The following is a 24820-nucleotide window of genomic DNA, read 5'->3' as shown; positions in this document are numbered from 1 at the left end:
CGGCCATTATCTTGAGTCCCCCGGGCCGACTTATTCCTATTCGAAATAACACAATGCGCACTTGTTCTTAATCGAATATTAAGGACTTGCTACAATAGCGCCCATTCGACAATCCCCGCGGATTACCCAGCAATGACTCAACGCAACACACTCTCTCACCTCGACTGGCTCGAAGCCGAAGCCATCCACATCATGCGCGAAGTGGCCGGCCAGTGTTCCAACCCGGTGCTGCTTTTCTCCGGTGGCAAGGACTCGATCTGCATGCTGCGCCTGGCTGAAAAGGCCTTCCGCCCGGGCAAGTTTCCCTTCCCGCTGATGCACATCGACACCGGCCACAATTACAAGGAAGTCGTTGCCTTCCGCGACAAGCGTGCGGCCGAACTCGGCGAGCGTTTGATCGTTCGCTCCGTTGAGGATTCGATGAAGCGCGGCACGGTTGTTCTCAAGCACGAAGGCGAATCGCGCAACAAGCACCAGTCGGTAACCCTGCTCGAAGCCATCGAAGAATTCGGCTTTGACGCCTGCATCGGCGGCGCCCGCCGCGACGAGGAAAAGGCCCGCGCCAAGGAACGTATCTTCAGTTTCCGCGACGAATTCGGCCAGTGGGACCCGAAGAATCAGCGCCCGGAACTGTGGAGCCTGTACAACGCGCGCAGCCACAAGGGCGAGAACATCCGCGCCTTCCCGATCTCGAACTGGACGGAAATGGACGTCTGGCAATACATCGAGCGCGAAGGCCTGGAACTGCCGTCGATCTATTTCGCCCACAAGCGTCCGATCGTCATGCGCCAGGGCGCTATCGTGCCGGTCAATGTGCCGCTGGTTGACGGCGGCATCGCCAATCCATCCAGGGACGGTGAAGAAATCATCGACCTGCAGGTCCGTTTCCGCACCGTCGGCGACATTTCCTGCACGGCGCCGGTTGAATCCGATGCCGACAACGTCAGCAAGATTGTTTTCGAAACCGCCACCACCACCATCACCGAGCGCGGCGCTACCCGTCTGGACGACCAGACCAGCGACGCCTCCATGGAACAACGCAAGAAAGAGGGTTATTTCTGATGAGCGCCCATCAAGTTGAACGAGTTTACGAAGATGCCGGCCTGCTCCGCTTCCTGACCTGCGGCAGCGTCGATGACGGCAAGAGCACGCTGATCGGCCGCCTGCTGTACGACACCAAGACCATTCTTGCCGACACCCTGTCGGCCATCGCCAAGACCTCGGAAAAGCGCGGCCTCGGCGCCGTCGACCTGTCGCTACTGACCGATGGCCTGCAAGCCGAGCGCGAGCAAGGCATCACGATCGACGTCGCCTACCGTTATTTCAGCACCGGGACGCGCAAGTACATCATCGCCGATGCGCCGGGCCACGAGCAGTACACCCGCAACATGGTGACCGCCGCGTCGACCGCCAACCTGGCCATCATCCTGATCGATGCGCGCAAGGGTGTCCTGACCCAAACCCGCCGCCACTCCAAACTGGCCGCACTGGTTGGCATTCCGCACCTGATCGTCGCGATCAACAAGATGGACCTGGCCGATTACTCGCAGGAAACCTACGAGCGCATCAAAGCTGAATACCTCGAATTCGCGGCCAAGGTCGGCATCGAAGACATCCGCTTCATCCCGTTGTCAGCCCTGAACGGCGACATGATCGTCGACCGCGGCGACAAGCTGAACTGGTACGACGGCCCGACCCTGCTGGAAATGCTCGAAGCCGCTCCGGCCGCACACACCGAGCACACCGAGAAGTTTCGCTTCCCAGTCCAGTACGTCTGCCGCCCGCAGGATTCGGCCAACCCGGAACTGCACGACTACCGTGGCTTCATGGGCCGCGTCGAAGCTGGCTCGATCAAGGTTGGCGACGCCGTCACCGTTTTACCCTCCGGCCGCGAGTCGACCGTGAAAGCGGTTCAATTGGGTGGCGTCGATATCGGCGAAGCTTTCACCGAACAATCGATCACCCTGCTGCTGGCCGATGAAATCGACACCTCGCGTGGCGACATGATCGTCAAGTCCAATGAAGTGCCGGCCGCCGTCAAGCAGATCGAAGCCACTGTCTGCTGGATGGCCGAACAACCGATGGACCGCGCCCGCACCTACCTGATCCGCCACACGACGCGCGACTCCAAGGCCAAGCTGGCCGCCATCGACCATCGTCTGGATGTGAACACCCTGGAAAAAGTCCCGGCCGAAAAGCTGGCGATGAACGACATTGCACAAGTGACGTTCAAACTCGCCCAACCGCTGTTCGCCGATCCCTACCTGGAAAACCGCGGCACCGGCGCTTTCATCATCATCGACGAAAGCAACAACAACACCGTTGGCGCCGGGATGATTCTCTGACCCCTGGCGGGCAAACGCTCCAAACAAAAGCCTCCGGAATCCCCGGAGGCTTTTTTACGCCGACGACACAATCAGCGGTCGGCGCAACTACAAATCGTAATTCAGTTGGAACCAGTAAGTCCGGCCATCCATGCGCAGCGAATCCTGGGGATAGCCACTGTCGGGGCGCCAGTCGAAAGGCGAAACGGCATCGTATTTCTTGTCGAACAGATTGCGGATGCTGAACGAAGAAGACAGTCCGTACCATTTCCGCTCACTGGAAAAAGTCAGGTTGGCCAGCGTGACACTCGACAGGCGCTGCCGCTCCAGGGTCTGGCGCGCCCCCGTGTACTGCGCCTCGATACCCGTCCGCAAGGCATTCGCAACGATGGGGAATGTCAGATTGAACTTGCCCAGCAAATTGGGGGAATTGACGGCATCTTCGCCATTCACATCCTTGGAGCTCTGGAAAGCCACGCTGCTGCGCAGGCGGGTTCCGTTTTCCCAGGAACGCTCCAACTCAAGCTCAACGCCCCTGGTGTAGCTCGAACCAGCATCGACATAATCGTTCAGTGCATCGTTGAATACTATCTGCCGGGTACGGTGATAGCGATACACCGAGCCGGTCAGGCGGGTTTGGGGCGACAGATCGTGCTGCACGACCAGTTCACTGGCCGTGACGAATTCCGGCGCGGCGGCGGCACCGTAGAAAGAGCGTTCATAGGCGTGCGGCATGCGGAAAGCTTCGCTCCAGGAGGCTTTCACGGTCGTACTCAGGCTGGGATGATAAATCGCGGCCAGGCGCGGGCTCCAGTTGCCGGCCAGATCGCTGGCGTTATCGTGGCGCGCGCCAACATTGAGCGACCATCGATCGTTGATCCGGAATTCGTCGGTCAGGTAAAAGCTGGTCGTCCGCCGGGCATACATTTCCTCGCTTTCCCGCACAGTCACCCGCGACGGGGAAAGGTAGCTCCAGTGAAAGCGCTGGCGAAAATCATTGCGATACTCGAAGCCAAAAACGATTGAGTGGCTGGCAAACCAGTTGCCAACAAATTTCTGATCGATGCCCCACCAGTCGGCATCGAACTGGCGACGCCCGAATTTCTCACCATCGCTGAAATCGGCAAACTGGCGAAAACCGTCGTAAGCGTAGTGTCCGTAGTAAAAACGCGAAGCGGAATGCAGCTTGTGGGCCAGATCGGTTTCGTAGCGCGCATTCAGGAAGGCGTTGGTATCCTGCACGGTAAAGGGCGTATTGAATGCGGTATAGGCATTCGGATTGGTCGGCACCGTCTTTTTTCGGTCCACATAAGCCGCTTCGACCGTCCAGCCGTCATAGGAAAACTTGCCGAACAGACGATTGTTATGCTCTGCATCGACATTCTGCGCCATGCCGTTGTTGGTGGCCGGCGTGTCGTAGGCCGGGAAATAGAGGCTCTGGCCGCGTGCATCAAGCGCCGAGGCAGACAACAGCAAATCCGCCCCATTGTCGAAATACTTGCCGTAGGTCACACGCTGTTTCCGCCCGCCGTGGCTGGCGATCTCGCCGGACAACTGGGTGGCGTTGAAATCGCGCCCATGCCGGGTAACGACGTTGATGATGCCGAGCAAGGCATTATTGCCGTAGGTCACCGAACCGGTGCCCGGCACGTACTCGACACGCTCAACCAGTTCGAGATCGATCAGGCCACCTTCGTCGATATAAGCCTGGTTGAACAGGCTGTCCTGGGTCGCATAGCCGTCGATCAGCAGCATCACCCGGCCAGCGTAATCCTCCGGAGCGCCAAAGCCACGTCCGCCCATGTATTGATAGCGGCGATCGTTGGTCGTGTACAAGCCCCGCATGCTATTGATCACATCGGCCAGCGTCCGGTAACCGTAAGCCCGGATATCGGCAGCCGTGACAATCGCCACGGCCGAGGGCGAGTCGCTGACCTGGCGGGCAATTTTCGAGGCCCAGATCACTTCCTGCTGCGTCAGTTGTTCGAGCGTCAGATCCGCCAGGGCACCGGCCGAATCGGTCGCCTGCAGACCGCTGGAAGCCAACAGCAGAAGCATGCCCAGCACGCTCAGGCGGCATGGTTTTTCGCGGTCCGCCCGTAACAGCCCGGACATCATGCGCAACTCCGGCAGGACAGAACGAAGCTGACTGAACTCATATTTCTGACACGAAGTGGAAAAGTCTGAAATTCGACGACATGGCCGATCATAGCAAGAAGATCGGGAACCTGCTGAGCGACATCCGTGTCGACGAGGAAAACACCGCAGACCGGCTTCTTCCTGGTCACAAACCAGCCGCTTCAGGCTAGGATTCAGTCACGCAGCATTCAACAGGGATCGACGATGACCACTCCGATACGCAAATCAGTTCTCATGGTGCTGCTCGCGCTATCGATTGATGCGGGCGCCGAGGTTTACAAGTGCCGGCTGCCCGATGGCCAGATGGAAATCACCAACGCCCCCTGCCCGAAGGGAAGTGGCACCGTCACGGTTCGCCCGGATGAAAAAGTATCCGAGGCCGACCGCTTGCAAGCCGAACGTGAAGTCGAGCGGATGCGTCTGCAGGCGGATCGCATGGAAGCAGCGCAACGCGCGGCCGAAACCGAGCGGATCGCGGCACAAAAGCGGAATCCTGCGGTCAACGCGCCGCCTGCAGCCGAAACGAGAACGGTCGAAGAATGCCTGCACGATGTCGGACAGCAGGCGCTGGACGCCCACCAGCGTGCCGAACAGGAAGCAGCCTGCCGCGCCGGCGGACGAAGCAGCCAGCCGGTTTATGTCCCGGTGCCGGTCTATGCCGGCAATCCGATCAGCATCTGCATTGAAAACGTATTGCGACTGAAACTGCCGCCCGCCGAACAAAGCCAGCGACTGGCCCAGTGCCAGGGCCACCTGGCGCCCCCGCCGCCGACAATCAGCCAGCCGGCACCGTCGACGCCACCGAAACCGGCAGGGCCGGCGCCGGTCGAAAGTTCGCGGGTGATTTGCCCGCCCAACAACAAGAACTGCGTACGCTGATCAGGCGACTTCGTGCTTTTCGCCGTCCTTGCTCTGGCTACCCAGCGTCAGTTCGCTGTTTTCGCTGAGCGCGAAGAAAAAGGCATCGACCGCCTTCGGTTCGCCTGAAGCAGCAAAAGTCGTCTGGCCGCATTCGCACTGGCCGACCCAGATCGCTTCAATACCGCGCAGGCCACGCGTGTCGACCGGATGGATCGTCGTCACATCAGCACCGCAACCGTTGCAAACCAGCTTTTCCGGGCGCGTCGCCTCGATCTTGGCCTGTGCCTTTGCAATGCGTTCGGCCTGGCTGCCGCGTAGTTTTGCCTGTCCCATCGAATTCCCCGGAATAATCGCTCAAAACGCGGAGGATAGCCGCCCGCGCCCAGGCTGTCGAATGCTTCGCCTTCTGTGGCACACTCGGCGATGCTTCGGGCATGACCGCCCCTGATCGAAGAATTCGCCCATGAAAACAAAAACCCTCCTTCTTGCCGGCCTGCTGCTGGCCAGCACCGCCAGCCAGGCCGCCAGCGTCCAGCAATTCATGCCGCAAGGCAAAGTTGCCGACCAGACGCGCGTCACCGTGCGTTTCAATGCGGCCATGACCAAGCTCGGCGAGACCGGGGGCGCTGCGCCGTTCAGCATCGACTGCCAGAACATTGCCGGCGAAGGTCGCTGGATCGACGAGCGTAGCTGGGCCTGGCAAATGAGCCGCCCCCTGCAACCGGGCGAACGCTGCGTTTTTGCCCTGAAAAGCGGGTTGACCGCAGCAAATGGCGAAGCTGTCAGCGGCAAGAACCGCTTCGAGTTTTTCGGCGCCGCTCCGCGTCCCTGGGCGATTCGCCCGGCCCCCGGTTCAGGTATCGAGGAGGATCAGGCTTTCGTCATCAACGGCGGCGGCCCGCTCAATGCGAAATCGCTCGAAAACAACCTGTGGTGCGAAGCCGATGGCGTCGGCCAGCGCATCCCGGCCCGGCCGGTCAGCCAGGCCATCCGCAACGAGGTGCTCAACCAGATCGGCGGACTGGGATCGGCGCCCATCGTCATCACCTGCGCCGAGCGTCTGCCGGCTGGCAGCAAGATGAAACTGGTCTGGGGCAAGGGCATTCAGGCGGCCAACGGCACGCCGGGCGAAAAGGATGAAAGCTTCGTGTACAAGGTGCGCGAACCGTTCAAGGCGACGCTGAGTTGCGAACGCGAAAAAGCCGGCGCGCCCTGCTCGCCCTTGTCGGCCATCAGCCTGAGCTTCAACGCGCCGTTCGAGGCCAAGCTTTTAAGCAAATTCCGCCTGTTGACCGCGGAAGGCCCACGTAGTCCGGTAGATCCGAACAAGGACAGCAGCCATCAGGAGCCGAGTTTCCAGTCGATCAGCTTCGCCGGCCCCTTGCCGCAGAACGCCGAATTGACCGTCGAAATTCCGTCCGGCTTCAAAGATGAAACCGGGCGGCCGCTGAGCAATGCGGCGAGTTTTCCCCTCAAGACCAAGACCGGCAGCCTGCCGCCGCTGGCCAAGTTTCCCGGCAATTTCGGCATCATCGAGTTGAAGGAAGGCGGCCTCTTGCCGGTCACGCTGCGCAACGTCGAAGCCAGCCTGAAAAACAAGCAGCTCGCCCTGCCCGGCAGCCACCGTTTCAGCGAGCAGCGGCTGACTGAAGATGCCGACGTGATCGCCGCGATGCTGGCGCTGCAAAAATTCGAGCAGCAGACGCAGCAGGTCAAACTGAATGTCGATGGCGAAATGCGCACCGTCACCGACCCGTATTACGCCCGCGAACTCTCCTTCCTTGCCAAGCGCAATGGCGTCACCCGCCAGGAACTACCCAAGCCGGGCGGCAGCAGCGAATTCGAGGTGGTCGGCATTCCGCTCGCCAAGCCGGGTTATCACATTGTCGAAATCGAAAGCCAGTTGCTCGGCAAGGCGCTGCTCGCCACGCCCAAGCCAATGTATGTCCGCGCAGCGGCGCTGGTCACCAACATGGCGGTGCATCTCAAAACCGGCAAGGACAATGCGCTGGTCTGGGTCACCGCGCTCGACAGCGGCAAGCCGGTAGCCGATGCCGAGGTGCGCGTTTCGGGCTGCGACGGCAAGTCGCTGTGGCAGGGCAAGACCGACAGCCAGGGCCGGGCGGCAATCAACCAGCGGCTGAAAAACAAGAACTGCCGCGATGCTTATTTCCTGTTCGCCAGCGCCCGACTGAACGGCGATTACAGTTTTGTCCGCTCCGACTGGAACGAAGGCATCGAACCGTGGCGCTTCGGCGTCGAAACCTGGGGCGAGACCGGCGATTTCAAGATCCACAGCATTGTCGACCGCAGCCTTTTCCGCCTCGGCCAGACGGTATCGATGAAACATCTGGCGCGCAGCCGCGACAGCCGGGGTTTCCAGTTGCCCGAAGCGAGCGGACTGCCGACCAAGCTGGTCATCCGCCACCGCGAAAGCGGCACCGAATTCACCCAGCCGGTCCAGTGGGATGCGCAGGCTTCTGCGGTCAACAGCTGGAAAGTGCCTGAATCGGCCAAGCTCGGCACTTATGAAATCGCCCTGAGCGGCGGCAAGCGCGGCGAAATCTACAGCGGCGAAATTCGCGTCGCCGACTTCCGCCTACCGGTGTTTACCGGCAGCGTGCAAGGCGTTCCAAGTCGCCAGATCGCCCCAGCCAAGGTGCCGCTGGCGCTCGGCCTGTCCTTCCTCAACGGCGGCCCGGCCAAGAACGCCGAGGTGCAGGTTTCCGCCACGCTGCGCCCGCGCTGGCCGACCTACAAGAATTACGAGGCTTACAATTTTCATATCGATTTCGACGATGCGGCGATGGCCGCCTTCAAGGTCGATGCCGGCCGCGAGGAAGAAAGCCTGATTCTCGACAAGCAGGCGCTCAAGCTCGACAAGGCCGGCGCCGGCAAGCTCGATGTGGTGTTGCCCGACAAACCGAAAGGCCCGAGCGAGGTCTATGCCGAAATGACTTTTGCCGACCCGAACGGTGAAATCCAGACCCTGCGCGGTCTGGTCGAACTGTGGCCGGCCGGCGTTACGCTCGGCATCAAGGTCGCCGACTGGGCTTCGGCCGGCGGCAAGAACCGGGTTGAAGTCGTCGTCCTCGACACGGCCGGCAAGCCGCTCGCCGGGCAGGCGGTCAGCGTCAAGGGCAAGCGCCGGATCGACACCAGTCATCGCCGGCGCATCGTCGGCGGCTTCTACGCTTACGAAAACAATGCGGAATACAAGGATATCGGCGACGTCTGCAGCGGCACCACCGATAGTCGCGGTCTACTGCTCTGTGAGCCGAAATCCGGTGAATCCGGTTCGATCTACCTGCTGGCCGAAACCAAGGATGCGTCGGGCAATATCGCCCGCGCCAGCACCAGTTATTGGGTCACCGGGGCCGGCGACCTGTGGTTCTCCGCCGGCAACCAGGACCGGATCGACGTCATTCCCGAGAAGAAAGCCTGGAAGCCCGGTGAAACCGCCCGTTTCCAGGTGCGTACGCCGTTCCGCGAGGCGACGGCGCTGATCTCGGTCGAAGCCGGCGGCGTGATCGACACTTTCGTCCAGCCGCTGTCACGCTTCAAACCGACGATTGAACTGCCGGTCAAGGCCGAATGGGGGCCGAATGTTTTCGTCTCGGTGCTCGCCGTGCGCGGCCGCGTCGAGCCGCTGAAATGGTATTCGCTGTTCCAGTGGGGCTGGCGCGAGCCGGTCGCCTGGTTCAAGGAATGGTGGAGCCCTGAACAGCCGACCGCCATGGTCGACCTGGCCAAGCCGGCCTATCGTCTCGGGCTGGCCGAAATCGCTGTCGGTACCGACGGCTTCAAGCTCAAGGTGGATATCAGCAGCGACAAGACCGACTACCGTCCGCGCGAAGAAGCGACGGTCAGGATCAAGGTCACGACGCCAGATGGCAAACCCGCCCCGGCCGGTACCGAAGTCGCTTTCGCCGCGGTCGATCAAGCGCTGCTCGAACTGCGCCCGAACGACAGCTGGAACCTGCTCGATGCGATGCTGCAAAAGCGCGGCTACGAAGTCGAAACCGCGACCGCCCAGTCGCAGGTCATCGGCAAACGCCACTTCGGCAAGAAGGCCCTGCCACCGGGTGGTGGCGGCGGTCGTGCGCCGGCCCGCGAACTGTTCGACACCCTGCTCAAATGGCAGCCGCGCGTCGTCCTCGATGCGACCGGCAGCGCCACGCTCAAGGTGACGATGAACGACTCACTCAGCGAATTCAAGCTGGTCGGCATCGCTACTGCCGGCGCCGGCCTGTTCGGCACGGGGAGCAGCAGCGTCAAGACCCGGCAGGATTTGCAGATCATCTCCGGCCTGCCGCCGCTGGTCCGCGAGGGCGACAGCTTCAAGGCGATGCTGACGCTGCGTAACGGCACGGCGCGCAAGATGGTGATTGCGGTCAACGGCAAAAACGGGGCCAATTCGCTGACTGAGCAAAAGCTGACGCTGGAACCGGAAGGGGCCGGTGAACTGAGCTGGCCGCTCAAGGCCGCCGAAGGCGTCAGCAGCCAGCAATGGGAGTTCAGCGCCAAGGAAGAAGGCGGCAACGCTCAGGACACGCTGCGCATCACCCAGCAGATCGCGCCCGCCGTCCCGGTCACCGTGCAACAAGCAACGTTCACGCGCATCGCCGGCAGTTTCGCCGTCCCTGTGATGCAGCCGACCGGCGCCCTGCCCGGCAAGGGCGGGCTGGAGATCAGCCTGTCGCCCAGACTGGCCACGCCGCCGCCCGGCCTGACGCGCTTTTTCGAGGAATATTCATTCAGCTGCCTGGAACAGAAAACCTCGGTCGCCGTCGGCCTGCATGACGAAAAACGCTGGCAAGCGATTGCCGAAACCCTGCCCGGCTATCTCGACCACAACGGGCTGGCCAGTTATTTCCCCGGCAGCAGCGGTAGCACCACGCTGACCGCTTACCTGCTCGATCTGGTCACGCTGGCCGGTTTCACCGTGCCGGAGGACAGCCGCCAGCGCATGTTGCAAGGCCTCAGCGCCTACGTCGAAGGGCGCATCAAGACCGGCGAATGGGCGCCGTCCTACGCTGGCGACCCGCTGCTGCAACGCCGCCTGAACGCCTTGCAGGCACTGACCCGCCAGGGTCTGCAACCGACCCGTGCGGCAGCTGCGCTGGAAATCGACCCGCTGCGTCTGTCGACCGCGGCATTGATCGACTGGACACAGATTGTCCGCCGCCTGCCTGATCTGCCGCAACGCGACAAGAAACTGGCCGACGCCCGACAGGAGTTGCGCAACCGCCTGAGCTACGCCGGCAGCCGCCTGTTATTCACCACAGAACGCGACGACTACAGCTGGTGGCTGATGCTCAACGCCGATGCCAACGCCTTCCGGCTGATCGAAGCCATGCTCGATGATGCCGAATGGAAGGACGATCTGCCGCGTCTGCTGCAAGGCGCCATGGAACGCCAGGTACGCGGCCGCTGGCTGACCACCACGGCGAATGCCTGGGCGCGCGTCACGCTCGACCGCTTTGCGCAAAAGTTCGAGCGCGAGACGGTCAGCGGCACGACCGTCGCCACGCTGGGCAAGGTACGCACAGAACTCGACTGGAAAAAAACCGCCAGCGAAACGCTCAAGCCGCTTGCCCTGCCCTGGCCTGCCGCACCGGCCAGGGACGACAAGCTGGACATCCGCCACAACGGCAGCGGCCAGCCCTGGGCCACAGTCCAGGTACTCGCCGCGATTCCGGATGGTCCGGCGCGCAATGCCGGTTACCGGATCACGCGCAAGGTCACGCCGATCCAGGAAAAAAATGCCGGCAAGATCAGTCGCGGCGATCTCTGGCGCGTCACGCTGACCGTCGACGCCGACAACGACATGAGCTGGGTGGCACTGAGCGACCCGATTCCGGCCGGCAGCCGGATCATCGGCGACGGCGACGGACGCGATTCGAACCTCGCCAGCCTCGGCGAAAACCAGCAGCAGCGCGGCACTTCACCGACTTACGTCGAGCGCAGCTTCAGCGCCTACCGGGCTTATTACGCGATGCTGCCGAAAGGTCGTTTCAGCATCGAATACACCGTACGCCTGAACAACGCCGGCAATTTTGCCTTGCCGCCCACCCGGATCGAAGCGATGTACGCTCCCGATATGTTTGGCGAGGTGCCGAACGGACGCATCGTGGTGGGCGACTGAGCGTCATCCGCCGCCTCGGCCAAACACCCGAACTGCCCGCCCCAAGGGCGGTTCGGGTCAGGCGAATATCCCTTAGGTCATATTGAGCAAGATTTTTCTTGTCGGTATCATGCGCGCACCACAAGGAATCGCCATGAAAACATCCCACTACGACACACTTCAGGTCAGCACCCGGGCCAGCACCGAAATCATCGACGCCGCCTATCAGCGACTCAAGCCCAGCCTGACTGAAGCAGCCAGGAATGGCGATTTTGAAGCGCGCAACCAGCTTCTTTTCCTTGAAGAAGCCTACAGCGTACTGGCGTCACCCGAGAAGCGTGCCGCTTACGATGCCGCCCAGGCGCCGGCCTCGGCCCAGGCGCCGGCCTACCAGCGCACTTATGCCTACGAAGCGGCCAGCAGCGCGCCAAGCGGCATGTTCGCTTCAGGCACGGCACGGCTGGTACTCGGCCTTGGCCTGTGCGCGGCAGTTTTTTCAGCGTACAAATTCATCGGTCAAAGCGGCCAGCAAAAAAACCAGGCCAACCAGATCGAAGCCAGCGCCCAGCGCGGCGTTGGTGAAGTGCGCAACGATGCCTACCGGGCTGAAAATGAACGCATGCTCGTCCAGGGTACGGTGCATAACCAGGGCAAGCAGATCGACAACTCCTACAACATTGCCGACCGTGAAGCCGAACGTCGTCAACGGGAACTCGACTACAGGGCCAATGCCGATGCCCAGGTGCTCGACATGCAGCGCCGCCGACTGGAAGCGCAGCAACAGCAACAGCAATGGCAGCAGGAGCAGTACGAAAAGGATCGCAAGCTGCGCGAAGCGAAAATTGCAGCCGATGCGCCGAAAAAGCAGCTGTGCAACATGTACGCCCTGAGCGGCAACACGCGCGACGCCCGCGCCGCCGGTTGCTACTACTGAAACGTCCCGGCCAAGGTCATCGGTCTAGCGGGTCTCGTCCACAATCTGGATCAGCTTTTCCTCGACTTCGGCCAGCACTCGGGCCAAAACCGGGTTTTCATCCAGACGCTCGGTAAGCGACGCCGGCCGGACTATCCCCAGTTTGGTCGCACCGTCTTCGGTAAATACCGTAATCCGCCAAGGCAGGGTCAGTGCCAGCCGGATGTCGATGGCCAGTATTTTTTCCATCTGGCGGTAATTGCACACGTCAAAAACCTGGCATTCCTCGTCCAGATCGATTTCCTTGCGGCGCAGCATCTCGCCCGTATCCTGCACATTCAGGATGACAAAGCCCAGACGCTGAACGACCGGCGGCAAATCGAAGGTGGCTTCGTAGAATGACTTGCTGCTTTCGACAATGTAAAACACGCGCTTTCCTTGTGACAAAAACCTGAACAAGTGCGAATAATAGGGCCTGCGAAACATTCACGCTCGCCCCTTGCCTATAATGACGTCGCCCCCAGCCCCGGAAAACGCCATGCTCGCCAGCCTGCAGACTTGTTTCGAACTGCCCGACCACGCCGCACTTGCGGCCATGAGTCACGTTCTGATCGCACTTCCGGCCAGCACCGACCTTCCCGAAGACTGCCCCGAGCGCGCCCTGCTGCTCTCCACCCTTGCCCGCCGCCGGCTCGACCCCGAAGCACTGGCCGACGAACCGGTCATGGCCAACTCGGCCGAAGGCGGCTTGCGTGTCTGGCTGATGCTCGACCGCAAGCAATCGACCTTCGCCAACCACAGCCTGCTGTGCGATGGCATGGCGATTCTGCTCGACGAAGAGCCTGCTGCGGTCGACCTGCTGATTTGCGGCAAAACCGGCGATGCCGACTGGATGGCGGAACACGCCGGCTATGTCGCGCTGGCCAACGGCACGCCGCTGCCCAACCAGAAAAAGAAGGATGCGCCGCGTCGCCTCGAACAACTGAACATCCGGGGCGTCAAGCCACTCCCCGAACGCCCGCGCTCGCTGGCCGCAGGCAATCTGCTGGCGCGCACCCTGATTGCGCTGCCGCCCAACAGCCTGACGCCCAGCGCCTACCGGACACGGATCGCCACGCTGGCCAACGAAAACGCCTGGCAAGTCGAGGAATTCGATCTCTCCCGCTTGCGGGCCATGGGCGCCGGCGCCTTCGTCTCGGTTGCCCAGGGCAGCGAAGCCAACGATGCGGCGATTGTCCGCATTTCCTTCATCCCCCCGCAGCCGCAAGGCCACATCGCCCTGGTCGGCAAGGGAATTTGCTTCGATACCGGCGGCCACAACCTCAAATCGGCTGAGGCGATGATCGGCATGCACGAAGACATGGCCGGCTCGGCCACCGTCCTCGGCATCCTGCTTGCCGCCACCAGGCTGGCCCTGCCGCTGCGCATCGATGCCTGGCTGGCATTGGCCAGCAACGATATCTCGCCGCGCGCCAGCCGCCAGGGCGACGTCGTCACGGCGCTCGACGGAACGACCATCGAAATCGTGCATACCGATGCCGAAGGCCGCATGGTCCTGGCCGACACACTGGCGCTGGCCGGGCGCAGCGAACCCGATCTGATGGTCGATTTCGGCACGCTGACCTACACCATGATCCAGGCCCTCGGCTGCCGCTATTCCGGCGTCTTTGCCAGCAGCGACGAACTCGCCGGCCTCGCCGTTCAAGCCGGCAGCCGCAGCGGCGAACGCGTCGCCTGTTTCCCGATGGACGACGACTACGAGGAAGCCCTCGACAGTACGCTGGCCGACATCTGCCAGTGCAGCCTCGACGACGACGCACCGGACCACATTCACGCCGCACTTTTCCTCAAGCGTTTCGTCGGCGAACTCCCCTGGCTGCACGTCGATCTGTCGGCCGCCAGTTGTGACGACGGCCTCGGCGCCATCGCCACCGACCAGACCGGATTCGGCGTCGCCTGGGGCGTTCAGCTGTTGCAAGATTGGCTGCAAACGAGCCGTTGATCGCAACAAACCGCACTGCCTGCAGCGATCTGAACTCCCAGAGCCGGACAGGCCGGTACGTTAAACTCTTCCATCCAGCGCGCTCCGCGCCGACTCAGCGAACACACTCATGCCCCAGACCCTGACGCCCTACACCGATACCACCGCCGCCGAGCAAGTCATCGACGAAACAAAAACCTGGCTGGAACGCGCTGTCATCGGGCTGAATCTCTGTCCGTTCGCCAAAAGCGTCTTCGTCAAAAAGCAGGTTCGGTACGCGTTGACCGCAGCAAGCACGGCTGACGAACTGCTCGCCGAGCTGGAGCGCGAATTGACCCGCCTGGCCGAAACCGATCCGGCCGAACTGGATACCACGCTGCTGATCCACCCGCTGGCGATGACCGATTTTCTCGACTATCACTTTTTTCTCGCCGAGGTCGATGCACTCAACCGCAACCTTGGCTACGACGGTGTTTTCCAGATCGCCAGCCTGCACCCGCAGTACGAGTTCTCCGGCAGCGAACCGGACGACATCGCCAATTTCACCAACCGCTCGCCCTACCCGACCCTGCATCTTCTGCGCGAAAGCAGCATCGACCGGGCCGTGGCCGCCTTTCCCGATGCGGCAGACATTTTCGAACGCAATATCGAAACCATGGAACGGCTCGGCCACGCCGGCTGGAAAAAACTCTGGCTAAGCTGAGCGCCCGGCAACCATCCGGTCACGCCCGGCCAACTCGGGAAACAACCTGATCCAGCCAGCCGCCACCAGCAAGGTGCCGACGCCGCCGAAAACCACCGAACCAACGGCACCGAACAAGGCCGCAGTGGCTCCCGACTCGAATTCGCCAAGCTGGTTGGATGCACCGATGAAAATCGAATTGACGGCGGAAACCCGACCGCGAATTTCATTCGGCGTTTCCAGTTGAACCAGCGTCAGGCGCATCACGACGCTGATGTTATCGGCCGCTCCGCTAAGCACCAGCGCGCCGAGCGACAGCCAGAAGGAATTCGACAGGCCGAAAACCACCGTCGCCAGCCCGAATATGCCGACCGAGCCAAACAGCCAGCGACCGACCCGGCGCTGAATCGGCCAGCGCAGCAAGGCCAGCGACATGAGCAAGGCCCCGACCGCCGGGGCGGCGCGCAACAGGCCCAAACCTTCCGGCCCGACATGCAGGATGTCGCGGGCAAAAATCGGCAGCAGCGCCGTCGCCCCGCCAAGCAGCACGGCAAACAGGTCGAGCGAGGTGGCACCGAGCAGCAGCTTGTGGTTCCAGACAAACTCGACGCCGGCCAGGATGCTGCGCAAACCGGGTGGTTCAGTCGATGGCTGGTGCGCTTCATGCACACCGAACATCAAGCTGAAAGCAAGCATCAACAAGCCGGCCGATGCGGCATAAACCACCGTTGCCCCGCCGACATACAACAAACCACCCAACGCCGGGCCGCAGATAACGGCAGCCTGCATGCCGGTCGAGCCAAGCGTCACGGCACGCTCGAGCAGGTGCACCGGAACCAGCATCGGAATCAACGCCTGCTGGGTCGGCATCTGGAAGGCACGCGCCGCGCCGAGCACGACGGAAAGCAGCAAAATCAGCTCGCGCGACAGGAATCCGCCTTGCGTACCGCCGACCAGCAACAAAGCCACCGAGGCCTGCGCCAGCATGCACGCAGCAAAAATCCGGCCGCGCCGCCAGCGGTCTACCAGATGGCCGGCCGGCAAGGTCAGCAGCAGGGCGGGAACAAACTGGAACAGCCCGACCAGACCGAGATCCCAGGCGCTTCCGGTGATGTCGTACATCTGCCAGGCCAGTGCAACCATCAGCATTTGCTGGGCCAAAACACCAGCCAAACGGGCCAGCCAGAAAAACATGAATTGCCGCTGGGCAAACAGTTCGGTCAGTGTGGGACGGGTCATCGGCGAAGCATAACAAACCGGGCTGCGCCCGAAGCGATGGGGCGGGTTAAAATACGCCCCCCATTAAGCGCCCCCACGGATAGACACCATGCTGCGCCTGACAGAGATCAAGCTCCCGCTCAAGAAATACACCGACGACGATCTGCGTGACGCCATCGTCGAACGCCTGGCCATTGCCCCGGTCGACCTGCTGAATTTCACGGTTTTCCGCCGTGGTTACGATGCCCGCAAGCGCAGCAACATTTTTTTCGTGTTCACGCTCGATGTCGAACTGAAGGATGAAGCCGCCGTCGTCAAGCGCCTCAAGGCGGCCAATAACGACGCCCACATCGGCCCGACACCGGACACGCGCTACAAATTCGTCACCCAGGCGCCGGCCAATCTGCAGAGCCGTCCGGTCGTCATCGGTACCGGCCCCTGCGGCCTGCTGGCCGGGCTGATCCTGGCCCAGATGGGCTTCCGCCCGATCATTCTCGAACGCGGCAAGGCCGTGCGCGAGCGGACCAAGGACACCTGGGGCCTGTGGCGCAATAACAAGCTGAATCCGGAATCGAACGTCCAGTTCGGCGAAGGCGGTGCCGGCACTTTCTCGGATGGCAAGCTCTACAGCCAGATCAAGGACCCGCAGCACCACGGCCGCAAGGTGCTGGAAGAGTTCGTCAAGGCCGGCGCGCCGGAAGAGATCATCTACGTCAGCAAACCGCACATCGGCACCTTCCGGCTGGTCAAGATGGTCGAGGCGATGCGCACGACGATTACCGAACTGGGCGGTGAAATCCGCTTCGGCAGCAAGGTCGACCGCGTCATCATCGAGAACGGTCAGGTCGAGGGCGTCGAACTGGCCGGCGGCGAAACAATTGCCAGCCAGCATGTCGTGCTGGCGATCGGCCACAGCGCCCGCGACACTTTCCAGATGCTGCACGACCAGGGCGTTTATATCGAAGCCAAGCCCTTCTCGATCGGTTTCCGCGTCGAACACCCGCAGGCCCTGATCGACAAGGCGCGTTTCGGCCCGAATGCCGGCAACGAACTGCTCGGCGCGGCCGACTACAAGCTGGTCCATCACTGCGCCAACGGCCGTTCGGCCTACAGTTTCTGCATGTGTCCGGGTGGCCAGGTGGTCGCGGCAACGTCCGAAGAAGGCCGCGTCGTGACCAACGGCATGAGCCAGTATTCGCGCGCCGAGCGCAATGCCAACGCGGCGCTGGTGGTGAACGTCAATCCCGAGGATTTTCCCGGCGACTTCAAGACCAATCCGCTGGCCGGCATCGACTTCCAGCGTCAGTGGGAATCGGCCGCCTTCGTTGCCGGTGGCAGCAGCTATGCCGCGCCGGCCCAGCGGATCGGCGATTTCCTGGCTGGCCAGCCGTCGACCGCGCTGGGCGAGGTCGATCCGTCCTACCAGCCGGGCGTGCATATGACCGATCTGGCGAGTTGCGTGCCGCCTTACGTGATCGAAGCGCTGCGCGAGGCGATCCCGGCCTTCGACAAACAGATTCGCGGTTTCGCGATGGCCGATGCGGTATTGACCGGCGTCGAGACACGCACCTCGTCGCCGATCCGCATCACGCGCAATGCCGAATGCCAGAGTCTGAACACACGCGGTCTCTACCCGGCCGGCGAAGGTGCCGGTTACGCCGGCGGCATCCTGTCTGCCGCGGTCGACGGCATCAAGGTGGCCGAACAGGTGGCCTTGAGCATCGTCGGCCAGAAATCCGCCGGCTAAGACCCCGGACAGGCCTGCCTCGGGTGCCGGCATTCAACGGACAAGACGTGCGCCCGCCGGCCCGGCCGATCTTGTCCGGGCAGCGTGCGCTTCCCCTGCGGCTGGCGCTGCTCTTGGCTCTGCCGCTGCCAGCGCTGGCCCTGCCCGGTTTTGCCGAGGTCAAGGCCGGCTACCGAACGTCCGATGCCACTTTGCTGGCCCGCGACGGCCAGCCGCTGCACCGCTTGCGGCTCGATAAATCGGTTCGCCGCCTGGACTGGACGCCCCTCAAGGAAATCTCGCCGGCCCTGCTCCGCGCGGTGATTGTTTCCGAAGACAAACGCTTCATGGAGCACGACGGGATCGACTGGCAGGCGGCCGGCAAGGCGGCGTGGACCAACTTCTGGGGCGGCCGGACACGCGGCGCCAGCACGCTGACCATGCAACTGGCCGGGCTGCTCGACGAAGATGGCCAACGGCGCGGTCGACGCAGCTTTTTGGGCAAAATCAGCCAGTCGACCGCAGCACTGCGCCTGGAAGGTTTCTGGCGCAAACAGCAGATTGCCGAGGCTTATCTCAACCTGGTCAGCTTCCGCGGCGAACTGGTTGGGGTCGGCGCCATGAGCCGCCAACTATTCGGCAAATGGCCGCACGGCCTCGACGAACGCGAAGCAGCCCTGGCCGCCGCCCTGCTCCGCTCGCCGAACGCAGCGCCGGCACTGGTCGTCAAACGCGCCTGCAATCTGCTCAAGGAAATGAACCGGGCCGGGGAATGCGAGGGACTCGACGGTTTTGCCACGCAGGCGCTGAGCGGAAATCTCCGCGCCACCGAGGTCGACCGCAGCGAACTGCCGCAAAGTGCGCCCCATCTCGCCCGCAAACTGCTCAAGCAGCCCGGCGAGCAAATTCGCTCAAGCCTTGATGCCGATTTGCAGCAATTTGCCGGCGATGCCCTGCGCCGCCACCTCGCGGCACTGCGCCGGCAAAATGTGGAAGATGGCGCCGTACTGGTACTCGACAACGCCAGCGGTGAAATTCTCGCCTGGGTCGGGTCAAGCGGTGATCTCTCCGGGGCCGCCGAGGTGGATGGGGTCACGGCGCTGCGCCAGGCCGGCTCGACGCTGAAACCGTTTCTCTACGCCCTGGCTTTCGAACGCCGCAACCTGACCCCGGCCTCGCTGCTTGAAGATGCGCCGCTGACGCTCGATGCCGGCAACGGCCTCTACGCCCCGCAAAACTACGAGCCTGATTACAAAGGCTGGATCTCGGTCCGCCGGGCACTGGGCGGTTCGCTCAACGTTCCGGCGGTCAAAACGCTGGTCCGCCTCGGGCCGGAACGTTTTCATCAGCGACTCAAGCAAACCGGCTTCGCCAGCCTGAAGGAGAGTGGCGACTGGTACGGCTACAGCCTGGCGCTCGGCTCGGCCGATATTTCCTTGTTGATGCTGGCCAATGCCTACCGCACGCTGGCCAATGCCGGCCAGTGGGGGCCGCTGCGCACCACGCCGGGCAAGACAACCAGCCCGCCCCCCTGCCAGCGCGAAGGGTGCAGCGGCGTGTTCAACACGCCGGTTCGCGCGGTCTACAGCCCGGCCAGCAGTTTTTTGATCGGCCACATCCTGTCCGACCGCAGCGCCCGGGCCGGCACTTTCGGGCTGGAATCGTGGCTGGCAACGCCCTACTGGACAGCCGCCAAGACCGGCACCAGCAAGGACATGCGCGATAACTGGTGCGCCGGCTGGTCACGCCGCTACACCGTCGCCGTCTGGGTCGGCAATGCCGGCGGGAGCCCGATGCACGATGTTTCCGGCGTCAGCGGCGCGGCGCCAGTCTGGCGCGAGGTGATGGACTGGCTGCATCGCGGCGATGCCCGGCACGGCCGTTCAAAAATCGACAGCCGCCCGCCATCGCCACCGCCCGGCGTGCTCAGTCGCCATATCCGCTTTGAGCCGCCGCGCGAACCGGCACGCGAGGAGTGGTTCATGGCCGGCACCGAAAGTAGCCTGATCCGTGCGGCCGACAACCGCGCACTGGCCCGTATCGCCTACCCGGCCGAGGGCAGCATCATCGCGCTCGACCCGGATATTCCGCCGCAGCACCAGCGCATCCCGCTCCGTCTGTCGGCCCCGGCAGGCAACAACTGGCGCTGGCAACTCGATGCACAACCGCTCGGCCCGGCCGACCGCCTCAAACACTGGCTACCGCAACCCGGCAAGCACCGGCTGACCCTGCGCGACGCCCAGAACACCCTCATCGACAGCGTCACCTTCGAAGTCCGGGCCCTGCGCAGCCGTCGCTGAAGCTGCCGTATCGACCAATATAAAATATGAACAAATTTGTAGAATAATCTACATTTTATTAAACTAGCTTCCATGAACACATGGATTGCACTGATCACCAGCCTGCCCACCGAAAACGCGACGGCACGCATGCGCGCCTGGCGCAGCCTCAAGGCCTCCGGTGCCGCGGTTCTCCGGGATGGCGTCTATCTGATGCCGGAGCGGCCAGATTGCCGGGCAACGCTAAGTACCGTGGCCGCTGAAATTCGTGAGGCGGCAGGAAGCGCGCTGATGACTCGTCTTGACGAACCCGACAACGGGAATTTCGTGGCGCTCTTCGACCGTAGCGCGGATTTTGCGAGCCTGCAGGGCGACATTTCGCTGGCCGATGACGGACTGAACGCAGACTCAGCCAACGAGATCCAGAAGCAGGCGCGCAAACTGCGCAAGACGTTCGTCCATCTGGCAGCGATTGATTTTTTCCCCGGCGAAGCCCAGAAACAGGTCGACGAATCATTGCGCCAACTCGAACAGCGGACAGCCCGGGCCTTGTCGCCCGATGAACCGCATCCGGTCGATCAAGCCATCGTCCGCTTGAATCGGCAGGATTACCAGGGACGGCTCTGGGCAACGCGGCAACGCCCCTGGGTCGACCGGCTGGCCTGCGCCTGGTTGATCCGCCGGCAAATCGACCCGCATGCCGAAATCCACTGGCTGGCGACACCGGCGGATTGCCCGGCCGAGGCGCTGGGCTTCGATTTCGACGGTGCCCGGTTCACGCATGCCGGCGCCCGAGTCAGCTTCGAAGTGCTGCTGGCCAGCTTCGATCTGCAAACACCGGCCCTGCAACGACTGGGGGCCTTGGTCCATTTTCTTGACGTGGGCGGCATACAGCCGCCAGAAGCAGCCGGCATCGAAAGCGTACTGGCCGGTTTGCGCGACACCATTCCCGACGACGATCGGCTTCTGGCCATGGCCAGCAATATTTTCGATGGATTACTGACCTCCTTCGAGAAAGACCGGCAATCATGACCCCGCCCCTGAACGACAAAAACGACGCACAAGCAATACAAGCCGCCGAGGTCAGCCTCTGGCAAGCCTTCATGTTCTGGCTGAAGCTGGGCTTCATCAGCTTTGGCGGCCCGGCCGGGCAGATCGCCATCATGCATCAGGAGCTGGTCGAGCGCCGACGCTGGATATCGGAACGCCGCTTCCTGCATGCGCTCAACTATTGCATGGTGCTGCCGGGGCCGGAGGCTCAGCAGTTGGCCACCTACATCGGCTGGCTGATGCATCGCACCTGGGGCGGCATCATTGCCGGCGGCCTGTTCGTGCTGCCTTCGTTGTTCATCCTGATCGGCTTGTCATGGGTCTATATCGCCTTTGGCGACATGCCGCTGGTCGCCGGCCTGTTCTACGGGATCAAACCGGCCGTCACCGCCATCGTCGTTCAGGCGGCACACCGCATTGGCTCGCGCGCCTTGAAGAACAATGTGCTGTGGGCCATTGCCGCAGCCTCCTTTGTCGCTATCTTTGCCCTCAATGTCCCGTTTCCGGCCATCGTCGCGGCTGCCGCAGCCATTGGTTACTGCGGTGGACGCATTGCACCGGGCAAATTCCAGGCCGGCGGCGGACATGGCCAGAGCCACAAATCCTTTGGCCGGGCGCTGATCGACGACGATACGCCAACCCCGGAACATGCCTTGTTCGCCTGGCACAAGATGATCAAGGTCGCCCTGATCGGCTGCCTGCTGTGGCTGGTGCCGATGGGAATGCTGACGGCCGCTTGCGGTTGGGAGCACACCCTGACGCAGATGGGCTGGTTTTTCACCAAGGCGGCGCTACTGACTTTCGGTGGCGCTTATGCCGTGCTGCCTTACGTCTATCAAGGAGCGGTCGGTGGCTACGGCTGGTTATCCCCGACCCAGATGATCGACGGTCTGGCGCTCGGTGAAACGACGCCGGGACCGTTGATCATGGTCGTCACTTTCGTCGGCTTTGTCGGGGGCTACCAAAGTGCAGAAATACGGGCGGCATTCGGCCCGGATGGCCTGTTTCTGGCCGGTGCCGTCGCAGCCACGCTGGTCACCTGGTTCACCTTCCTGCCGTCCTTCGTTTTCATCCTGATGGGCGGACCTTTCATCGAAACGACCCACAACGACCTGAAATTCACCGCACCGCTGACCGCCATCACGGCGGCCGTCGTCGGCGTCATCCTCAATCTGGCGCTGTTCTTTGGTTACCACGTCCTGTGGCCGAAGGGATTCGAAGGTTCGTTCGAGTGGCTGTCCTCACTGATTGCGCTGGGAGCCGCCATTGCCCTGTTCCGCTTCAAGGCGAACGTCATCCATGTGATTGCCGGGTGTGCCGTGATCGGCTTCCTGGTGAAAACATTCGTCCTGTGAGCCACGGTATGCGAGCTGTGCGATGGCTCATCGCTGTGGCAACCCTGGCGGTCGTTTTCCATGCGAGAGCAACCGACCATAGCTGGGTGACGCTGCGCGGCAACGCGCTCACCCAAGCCTTCGCCAACCGGGACTTCGGCGATGGCGTGCATTTCGGCTATCAATTCCTGGTGAATGGGGAATTACGAGGCATGAACATGGGCAAGCCTGCCCAAGGACATTGGCGGGTTACCGGCAATCAGCTTTGCTGGCGCTGGGCGAAGTCCAAAGACCCCGAGGAATGCTATGAGGTTCGCCAGCAAAACCAAGCTGTCCGCTTATTCCTGGATGGCCAGGAAATGCTGTCCGGCAACCTGACCCCGCTTCCCCCCAACTCGATGGAGCAGCTCCGATGAAATGGATTACACGCGAACGCCCCAAGATTGACCGCATCGCCTGCCCCTGGCTGGTCAGCCGGTTTGTCGATGAACGCCCGGAATTTCTCTACGTGCCGGCCGGCGACGTGATGCGGATTGCGACCGAGAGCGGAGCCATTCCCTACGACGTGCCCAACGTCGAGTTGGGTCACCATGGCGACCAGTGCAGCTTCGATGCGTTTATTGCCAAGTATCAACTGCAGGATACGGCACTCAACAAGCTGGCGCTCATCGTGCGCGGTGCCGATTGTGGACAGCCTGAGCTGGCCAAGGAAGCGGTTGGTCTGCTGGCTATTTCCAAGGGACTGTCGCTCAACTTCACCGACGACCATGAGATGCTGGCCCACGGCATGGTCATCTACGATGCGCTCTACGCATGGTGCGGCGATACGCCCTTGAAGCAAGTCGGCCGGTTCCTGGGGCTCAAATGATTGGTCGATGGTTGCTGCCTGAGGGTGTTGACCGTGCAGTTCTGCCACTTCTGGTGGGTAAAGCACTGAGGGCCTTTGCCGATGGCTATGTAGCGGTGTTGCTGCCGGCCTATCTGTTGACGCTCGGCTTCGGCACGCTGGAGGTGGGTATCCTGAGTACGGCCACTTTGCTGGGGTCGGCGCTGGCCACACTGGCGGTAGGCGCATGGGGCCATCGTTTCCATCACCGTCGCCTGCTACTTGGCGCGGCGCTACTCATGCTCGGTACCGGGCTATCCTTCGCCAGCGTGTCGACATTTTGGCCACTGCTCCTGGTCGCTTTCGTAGGCACTTTGAATCCAAGCTCGGGGGATGTCAGCGTGTTTCTGCCACTGGAACATGCTCGATTGGCCGAGTCCAGCCAAGGTGCGGCGCGAACCGCCCTGTTCGCCCGCTACTCCTTGCTGGGTGCTCTGTTTGCCGCACTGGGTGCGCTGGCCTCCGGCGTGCCGCAACTGCTAATGACGACCCTTGGTATCGAACAACTGACAGCATTCCGCGTGATGTTCGTGTTCTATGGCCTGGTTGGCGGCGTGGTCTGCTTGCTCTATCGCAGCTTGCCGGCACCAGAGCATGAAGTCGAGGCACCGCCACCACAGCCGCTTGGCGAATCGAAGGACATCGTTGTCCGTCTGGCGCTGCTGTTTTCGCTGGACTCCTTCGCGGGGGGTCTAGCCATCAACGCCTTGATGGCGCTTTGGTTCTTTCAACGCTTCGACCTGACGCTACTGGCCGCGGGCAGCTTTTTCTTCTGGGCCGGGCTATTGTCTGCGATGTCGCAGTTGATTGCACCGAAAGTGGCCGAGCGCATTGGCTTGGTGAATACGATGGTGTTCACCCATATCCCGGCCAGCATCTGCCTCATCGCGGCGGCATTTGTACCAAATCTCGAACTGGCGTTTGCACTGCTATTCATTCGGGCCTTGTTGTCGCAGATGGATGTGCCGGTACGCAGTGCCTTCGTGATGGAGGTGGTGACACCGGCAGAGCGCGCAGCGGCGGCAAGCTTTACAGCAGTTCCCCGCAGCCTAGCCTCGGCCATCAGCCCAACGATAGGTGGTGCACTGTTTGCGGCAGGCTGGCTTGCCGCCCCCTTGGTCGCTTGCGGAGTTTTGAAGATTGGCTATGACCTGATGCTTTGGAAGGCATTTCGACAACACGATCAAGGCGCTTGAGATTCGGCAGCCGGAATGTTTTATGGCAACAATAGGCACTGACGCCGACCTGGCCCAATCAGGGCTGGAATACCCGAGATGGGTCGATTCAAGCCAGCCAAGTC

General features: G+C 62.2%; 18 protein-coding genes. 14 read left to right on the top strand and 4 right to left on the bottom strand.

Translation table 11 applies throughout. From position 1 onward, the window contains the following. Nucleotides 1–132: 132 nt before the first annotated feature. Both cysD and cysN read left to right on the top strand, forming a co-directional pair. On the top strand, nt 133–1062 hold the full coding sequence (gene cysD, locus GBK02_RS07540) for a sulfate adenylyltransferase subunit CysD (RefSeq protein WP_203469113.1): 930 nt from the start codon (nt 133–135) through the stop codon (nt 1060–1062). Continuing rightward, entirely contained in the window at nt 1062–2345 is a 1284-nt protein-coding gene (cysN, locus tag GBK02_RS07535) for a sulfate adenylyltransferase subunit CysN (protein WP_203469112.1), read from the top strand. Before cysD ends, cysN begins: the two co-directional genes overlap by 1 nt. Before the next feature lie 87 nt (nt 2346–2432). Here the strand turns inward: cysN and GBK02_RS07530 are convergent, their stop codons facing one another. Continuing rightward, nucleotides 2433–4442, bottom strand: coding sequence for a TonB-dependent siderophore receptor (locus GBK02_RS07530; RefSeq protein ID WP_239003211.1), 2010 nt, complete (start codon nt 4440–4442; stop codon nt 2433–2435). A gap of 225 nt (nt 4443–4667) precedes the next feature. On the opposite strand from GBK02_RS07530, the gene GBK02_RS07525 reads away from it, so the two are divergent. Beyond that, nucleotides 4668–5342 carry a DUF4124 domain-containing protein gene (locus tag GBK02_RS07525; protein ID WP_203469111.1) on the top strand — a complete coding sequence of 225 codons (675 nt, stop codon included), beginning with the start codon at nt 4668–4670 and terminating at the stop codon, nt 5340–5342. Here the strand turns inward: GBK02_RS07525 and GBK02_RS07520 are convergent, their stop codons facing one another. Further along, the gene (locus tag GBK02_RS07520) at nt 5343–5657 is read right to left on the bottom strand and encodes a hypothetical protein (RefSeq protein ID WP_203469110.1); all 315 of its coding nucleotides are present in this window, start codon (nt 5655–5657) and stop codon (nt 5343–5345) included. A gap of 130 nt (nt 5658–5787) precedes the next feature. Here GBK02_RS07520 and GBK02_RS07515 point away from each other — a divergent pair, with 130 nt between their 5' ends. Next, complete coding sequence (locus GBK02_RS07515) at nt 5788–11472, top strand: MG2 domain-containing protein (protein ID WP_203469109.1); 5685 nt, start codon at nt 5788–5790, stop codon at nt 11470–11472. A 133-nt stretch (nt 11473–11605) separates the two neighbouring features. Next, a complete protein-coding gene (locus GBK02_RS07510; protein ID WP_203469108.1) occupies nt 11606–12385 on the top strand; it encodes a DnaJ domain-containing protein in 780 nt (259 codons plus the stop codon). 24 nt (nt 12386–12409) lie between these two features. On the opposite strand, the gene GBK02_RS07505 is transcribed toward GBK02_RS07510, so the two are convergent. Then, complete coding sequence (locus GBK02_RS07505) at nt 12410–12793, bottom strand: DUF302 domain-containing protein (RefSeq protein ID WP_239003210.1); 384 nt, start codon at nt 12791–12793, stop codon at nt 12410–12412. Nucleotides 12794–12902: 109 nt separating this feature from the next. On the opposite strand from GBK02_RS07505, the gene GBK02_RS07500 reads away from it, so the two are divergent. Then, complete coding sequence (locus GBK02_RS07500; protein WP_203469106.1) at nt 12903–14366, top strand: leucyl aminopeptidase family protein; 1464 nt, start codon at nt 12903–12905, stop codon at nt 14364–14366. A 109-nt stretch (nt 14367–14475) separates the two neighbouring features. Then, the gene (locus GBK02_RS07495; protein WP_203469105.1) at nt 14476–15048 is read left to right on the top strand and encodes a DUF1415 domain-containing protein; all 573 of its coding nucleotides are present in this window, start codon (nt 14476–14478) and stop codon (nt 15046–15048) included. Here GBK02_RS07495 and GBK02_RS07490 read toward each other — a convergent pair. Continuing rightward, nucleotides 15040–16266, bottom strand: a complete 1227-nt coding sequence (locus GBK02_RS07490) for an MFS transporter (RefSeq protein WP_203469104.1) — start codon at nt 16264–16266, stop codon at nt 15040–15042. The two genes, GBK02_RS07495 and GBK02_RS07490, sit on opposite strands and share 9 nt — an antisense overlap. Nucleotides 16267–16354: 88 nt before the next feature. Here GBK02_RS07490 and GBK02_RS07485 point away from each other — a divergent pair, with 88 nt between their 5' ends. The 7 genes from GBK02_RS07485 to GBK02_RS07455 all read left to right on the top strand — a co-directional run bounded on the left by GBK02_RS07485 (nt 16355) and on the right by GBK02_RS07455 (nt 24716). Then, the gene (locus GBK02_RS07485; RefSeq protein WP_203469103.1) at nt 16355–17992 is read left to right on the top strand and encodes an NAD(P)/FAD-dependent oxidoreductase; all 1638 of its coding nucleotides are present in this window, start codon (nt 16355–16357) and stop codon (nt 17990–17992) included. 47 nt (nt 17993–18039) lie between these two features. Beyond that, a complete protein-coding gene (gene pbpC, locus GBK02_RS07480; RefSeq protein WP_203469102.1) occupies nt 18040–20271 on the top strand; it encodes a penicillin-binding protein 1C in 2232 nt (743 codons plus the stop codon). A 72-nt stretch (nt 20272–20343) separates the two neighbouring features. Continuing rightward, entirely contained in the window at nt 20344–21282 is a 939-nt protein-coding gene (locus GBK02_RS07475) for a chromate resistance protein ChrB domain-containing protein (RefSeq protein ID WP_203469101.1), read from the top strand. Next, nucleotides 21279–22655, top strand: coding sequence for a chromate efflux transporter (chrA, locus tag GBK02_RS07470; protein WP_203469100.1), 1377 nt, complete (start codon nt 21279–21281; stop codon nt 22653–22655). Before GBK02_RS07475 ends, chrA begins: the two co-directional genes overlap by 4 nt. 35 nt (nt 22656–22690) lie before the next feature. Further along, the gene (locus GBK02_RS07465; RefSeq protein ID WP_239003209.1) at nt 22691–23050 is read left to right on the top strand and encodes a hypothetical protein; all 360 of its coding nucleotides are present in this window, start codon (nt 22691–22693) and stop codon (nt 23048–23050) included. Then, the gene (locus tag GBK02_RS07460) at nt 23047–23502 is read left to right on the top strand and encodes a chromate resistance protein ChrB domain-containing protein (protein ID WP_203469098.1); all 456 of its coding nucleotides are present in this window, start codon (nt 23047–23049) and stop codon (nt 23500–23502) included. The genes GBK02_RS07465 and GBK02_RS07460 overlap by 4 nt, the downstream gene beginning before the upstream one ends. Further along, entirely contained in the window at nt 23499–24716 is a 1218-nt protein-coding gene (locus GBK02_RS07455) for an MFS transporter (protein ID WP_203469097.1), read from the top strand. The genes GBK02_RS07460 and GBK02_RS07455 overlap by 4 nt, the downstream gene beginning before the upstream one ends. The last annotated feature ends 104 nt before the right edge of the window (nt 24717–24820 follow it).

The organism is Dechloromonas sp. TW-R-39-2, from assembly GCF_016864195.1.
Classification (GTDB): Bacteria; Pseudomonadota; Gammaproteobacteria; order Burkholderiales; family Rhodocyclaceae; genus Azonexus.
Note: the sequence above shows the minus strand (reverse complement) of the source record. Positions and strands in the feature narration are given on the sequence as shown.

Bases quoted from the DNA above. Each gene is read 5' to 3' on its own strand.
- GBK02_RS07495 (WP_203469105.1), top strand. From the start codon at position 14,476: ATGCCCCAGACCCTGACGCCCTACACCGATACCACCGCCGCCGAGCAA.
- GBK02_RS07455 (WP_203469097.1), top strand. From the start codon at position 23,499: ATGATTGGTCGATGGTTGCTGCCTGAGGGTGTTGACCGTGCAGTTCTG.
- GBK02_RS07525 (WP_203469111.1), top strand. From the start codon at position 4,668: ATGACCACTCCGATACGCAAATCAGTTCTCATGGTGCTGCTCGCGCTA.
- GBK02_RS07485 (WP_203469103.1), top strand. From the start codon at position 16,355: ATGCTGCGCCTGACAGAGATCAAGCTCCCGCTCAAGAAATACACCGAC.
- GBK02_RS07490 (WP_203469104.1), bottom strand. From the start codon at position 16,266: ATGACCCGTCCCACACTGACCGAACTGTTTGCCCAGCGGCAATTCATG.
- GBK02_RS07515 (WP_203469109.1), top strand. From the start codon at position 5,788: ATGAAAACAAAAACCCTCCTTCTTGCCGGCCTGCTGCTGGCCAGCACC.
- GBK02_RS07500 (WP_203469106.1), top strand. From the start codon at position 12,903: ATGCTCGCCAGCCTGCAGACTTGTTTCGAACTGCCCGACCACGCCGCA.
- cysD (WP_203469113.1), top strand. From the start codon at position 133: ATGACTCAACGCAACACACTCTCTCACCTCGACTGGCTCGAAGCCGAA.
- GBK02_RS07530 (WP_239003211.1), bottom strand. From the start codon at position 4,442: ATGATGTCCGGGCTGTTACGGGCGGACCGCGAAAAACCATGCCGCCTG.
- GBK02_RS07520 (WP_203469110.1), bottom strand. From the start codon at position 5,657: ATGGGACAGGCAAAACTACGCGGCAGCCAGGCCGAACGCATTGCAAAG.
- GBK02_RS07510 (WP_203469108.1), top strand. From the start codon at position 11,606: ATGAAAACATCCCACTACGACACACTTCAGGTCAGCACCCGGGCCAGC.
- cysN (WP_203469112.1), top strand. From the start codon at position 1,062: ATGAGCGCCCATCAAGTTGAACGAGTTTACGAAGATGCCGGCCTGCTC.
- chrA (WP_203469100.1), top strand. From the start codon at position 21,279: ATGACCCCGCCCCTGAACGACAAAAACGACGCACAAGCAATACAAGCC.
- GBK02_RS07475 (WP_203469101.1), top strand. From the start codon at position 20,344: ATGAACACATGGATTGCACTGATCACCAGCCTGCCCACCGAAAACGCG.
- GBK02_RS07460 (WP_203469098.1), top strand. From the start codon at position 23,047: ATGAAATGGATTACACGCGAACGCCCCAAGATTGACCGCATCGCCTGC.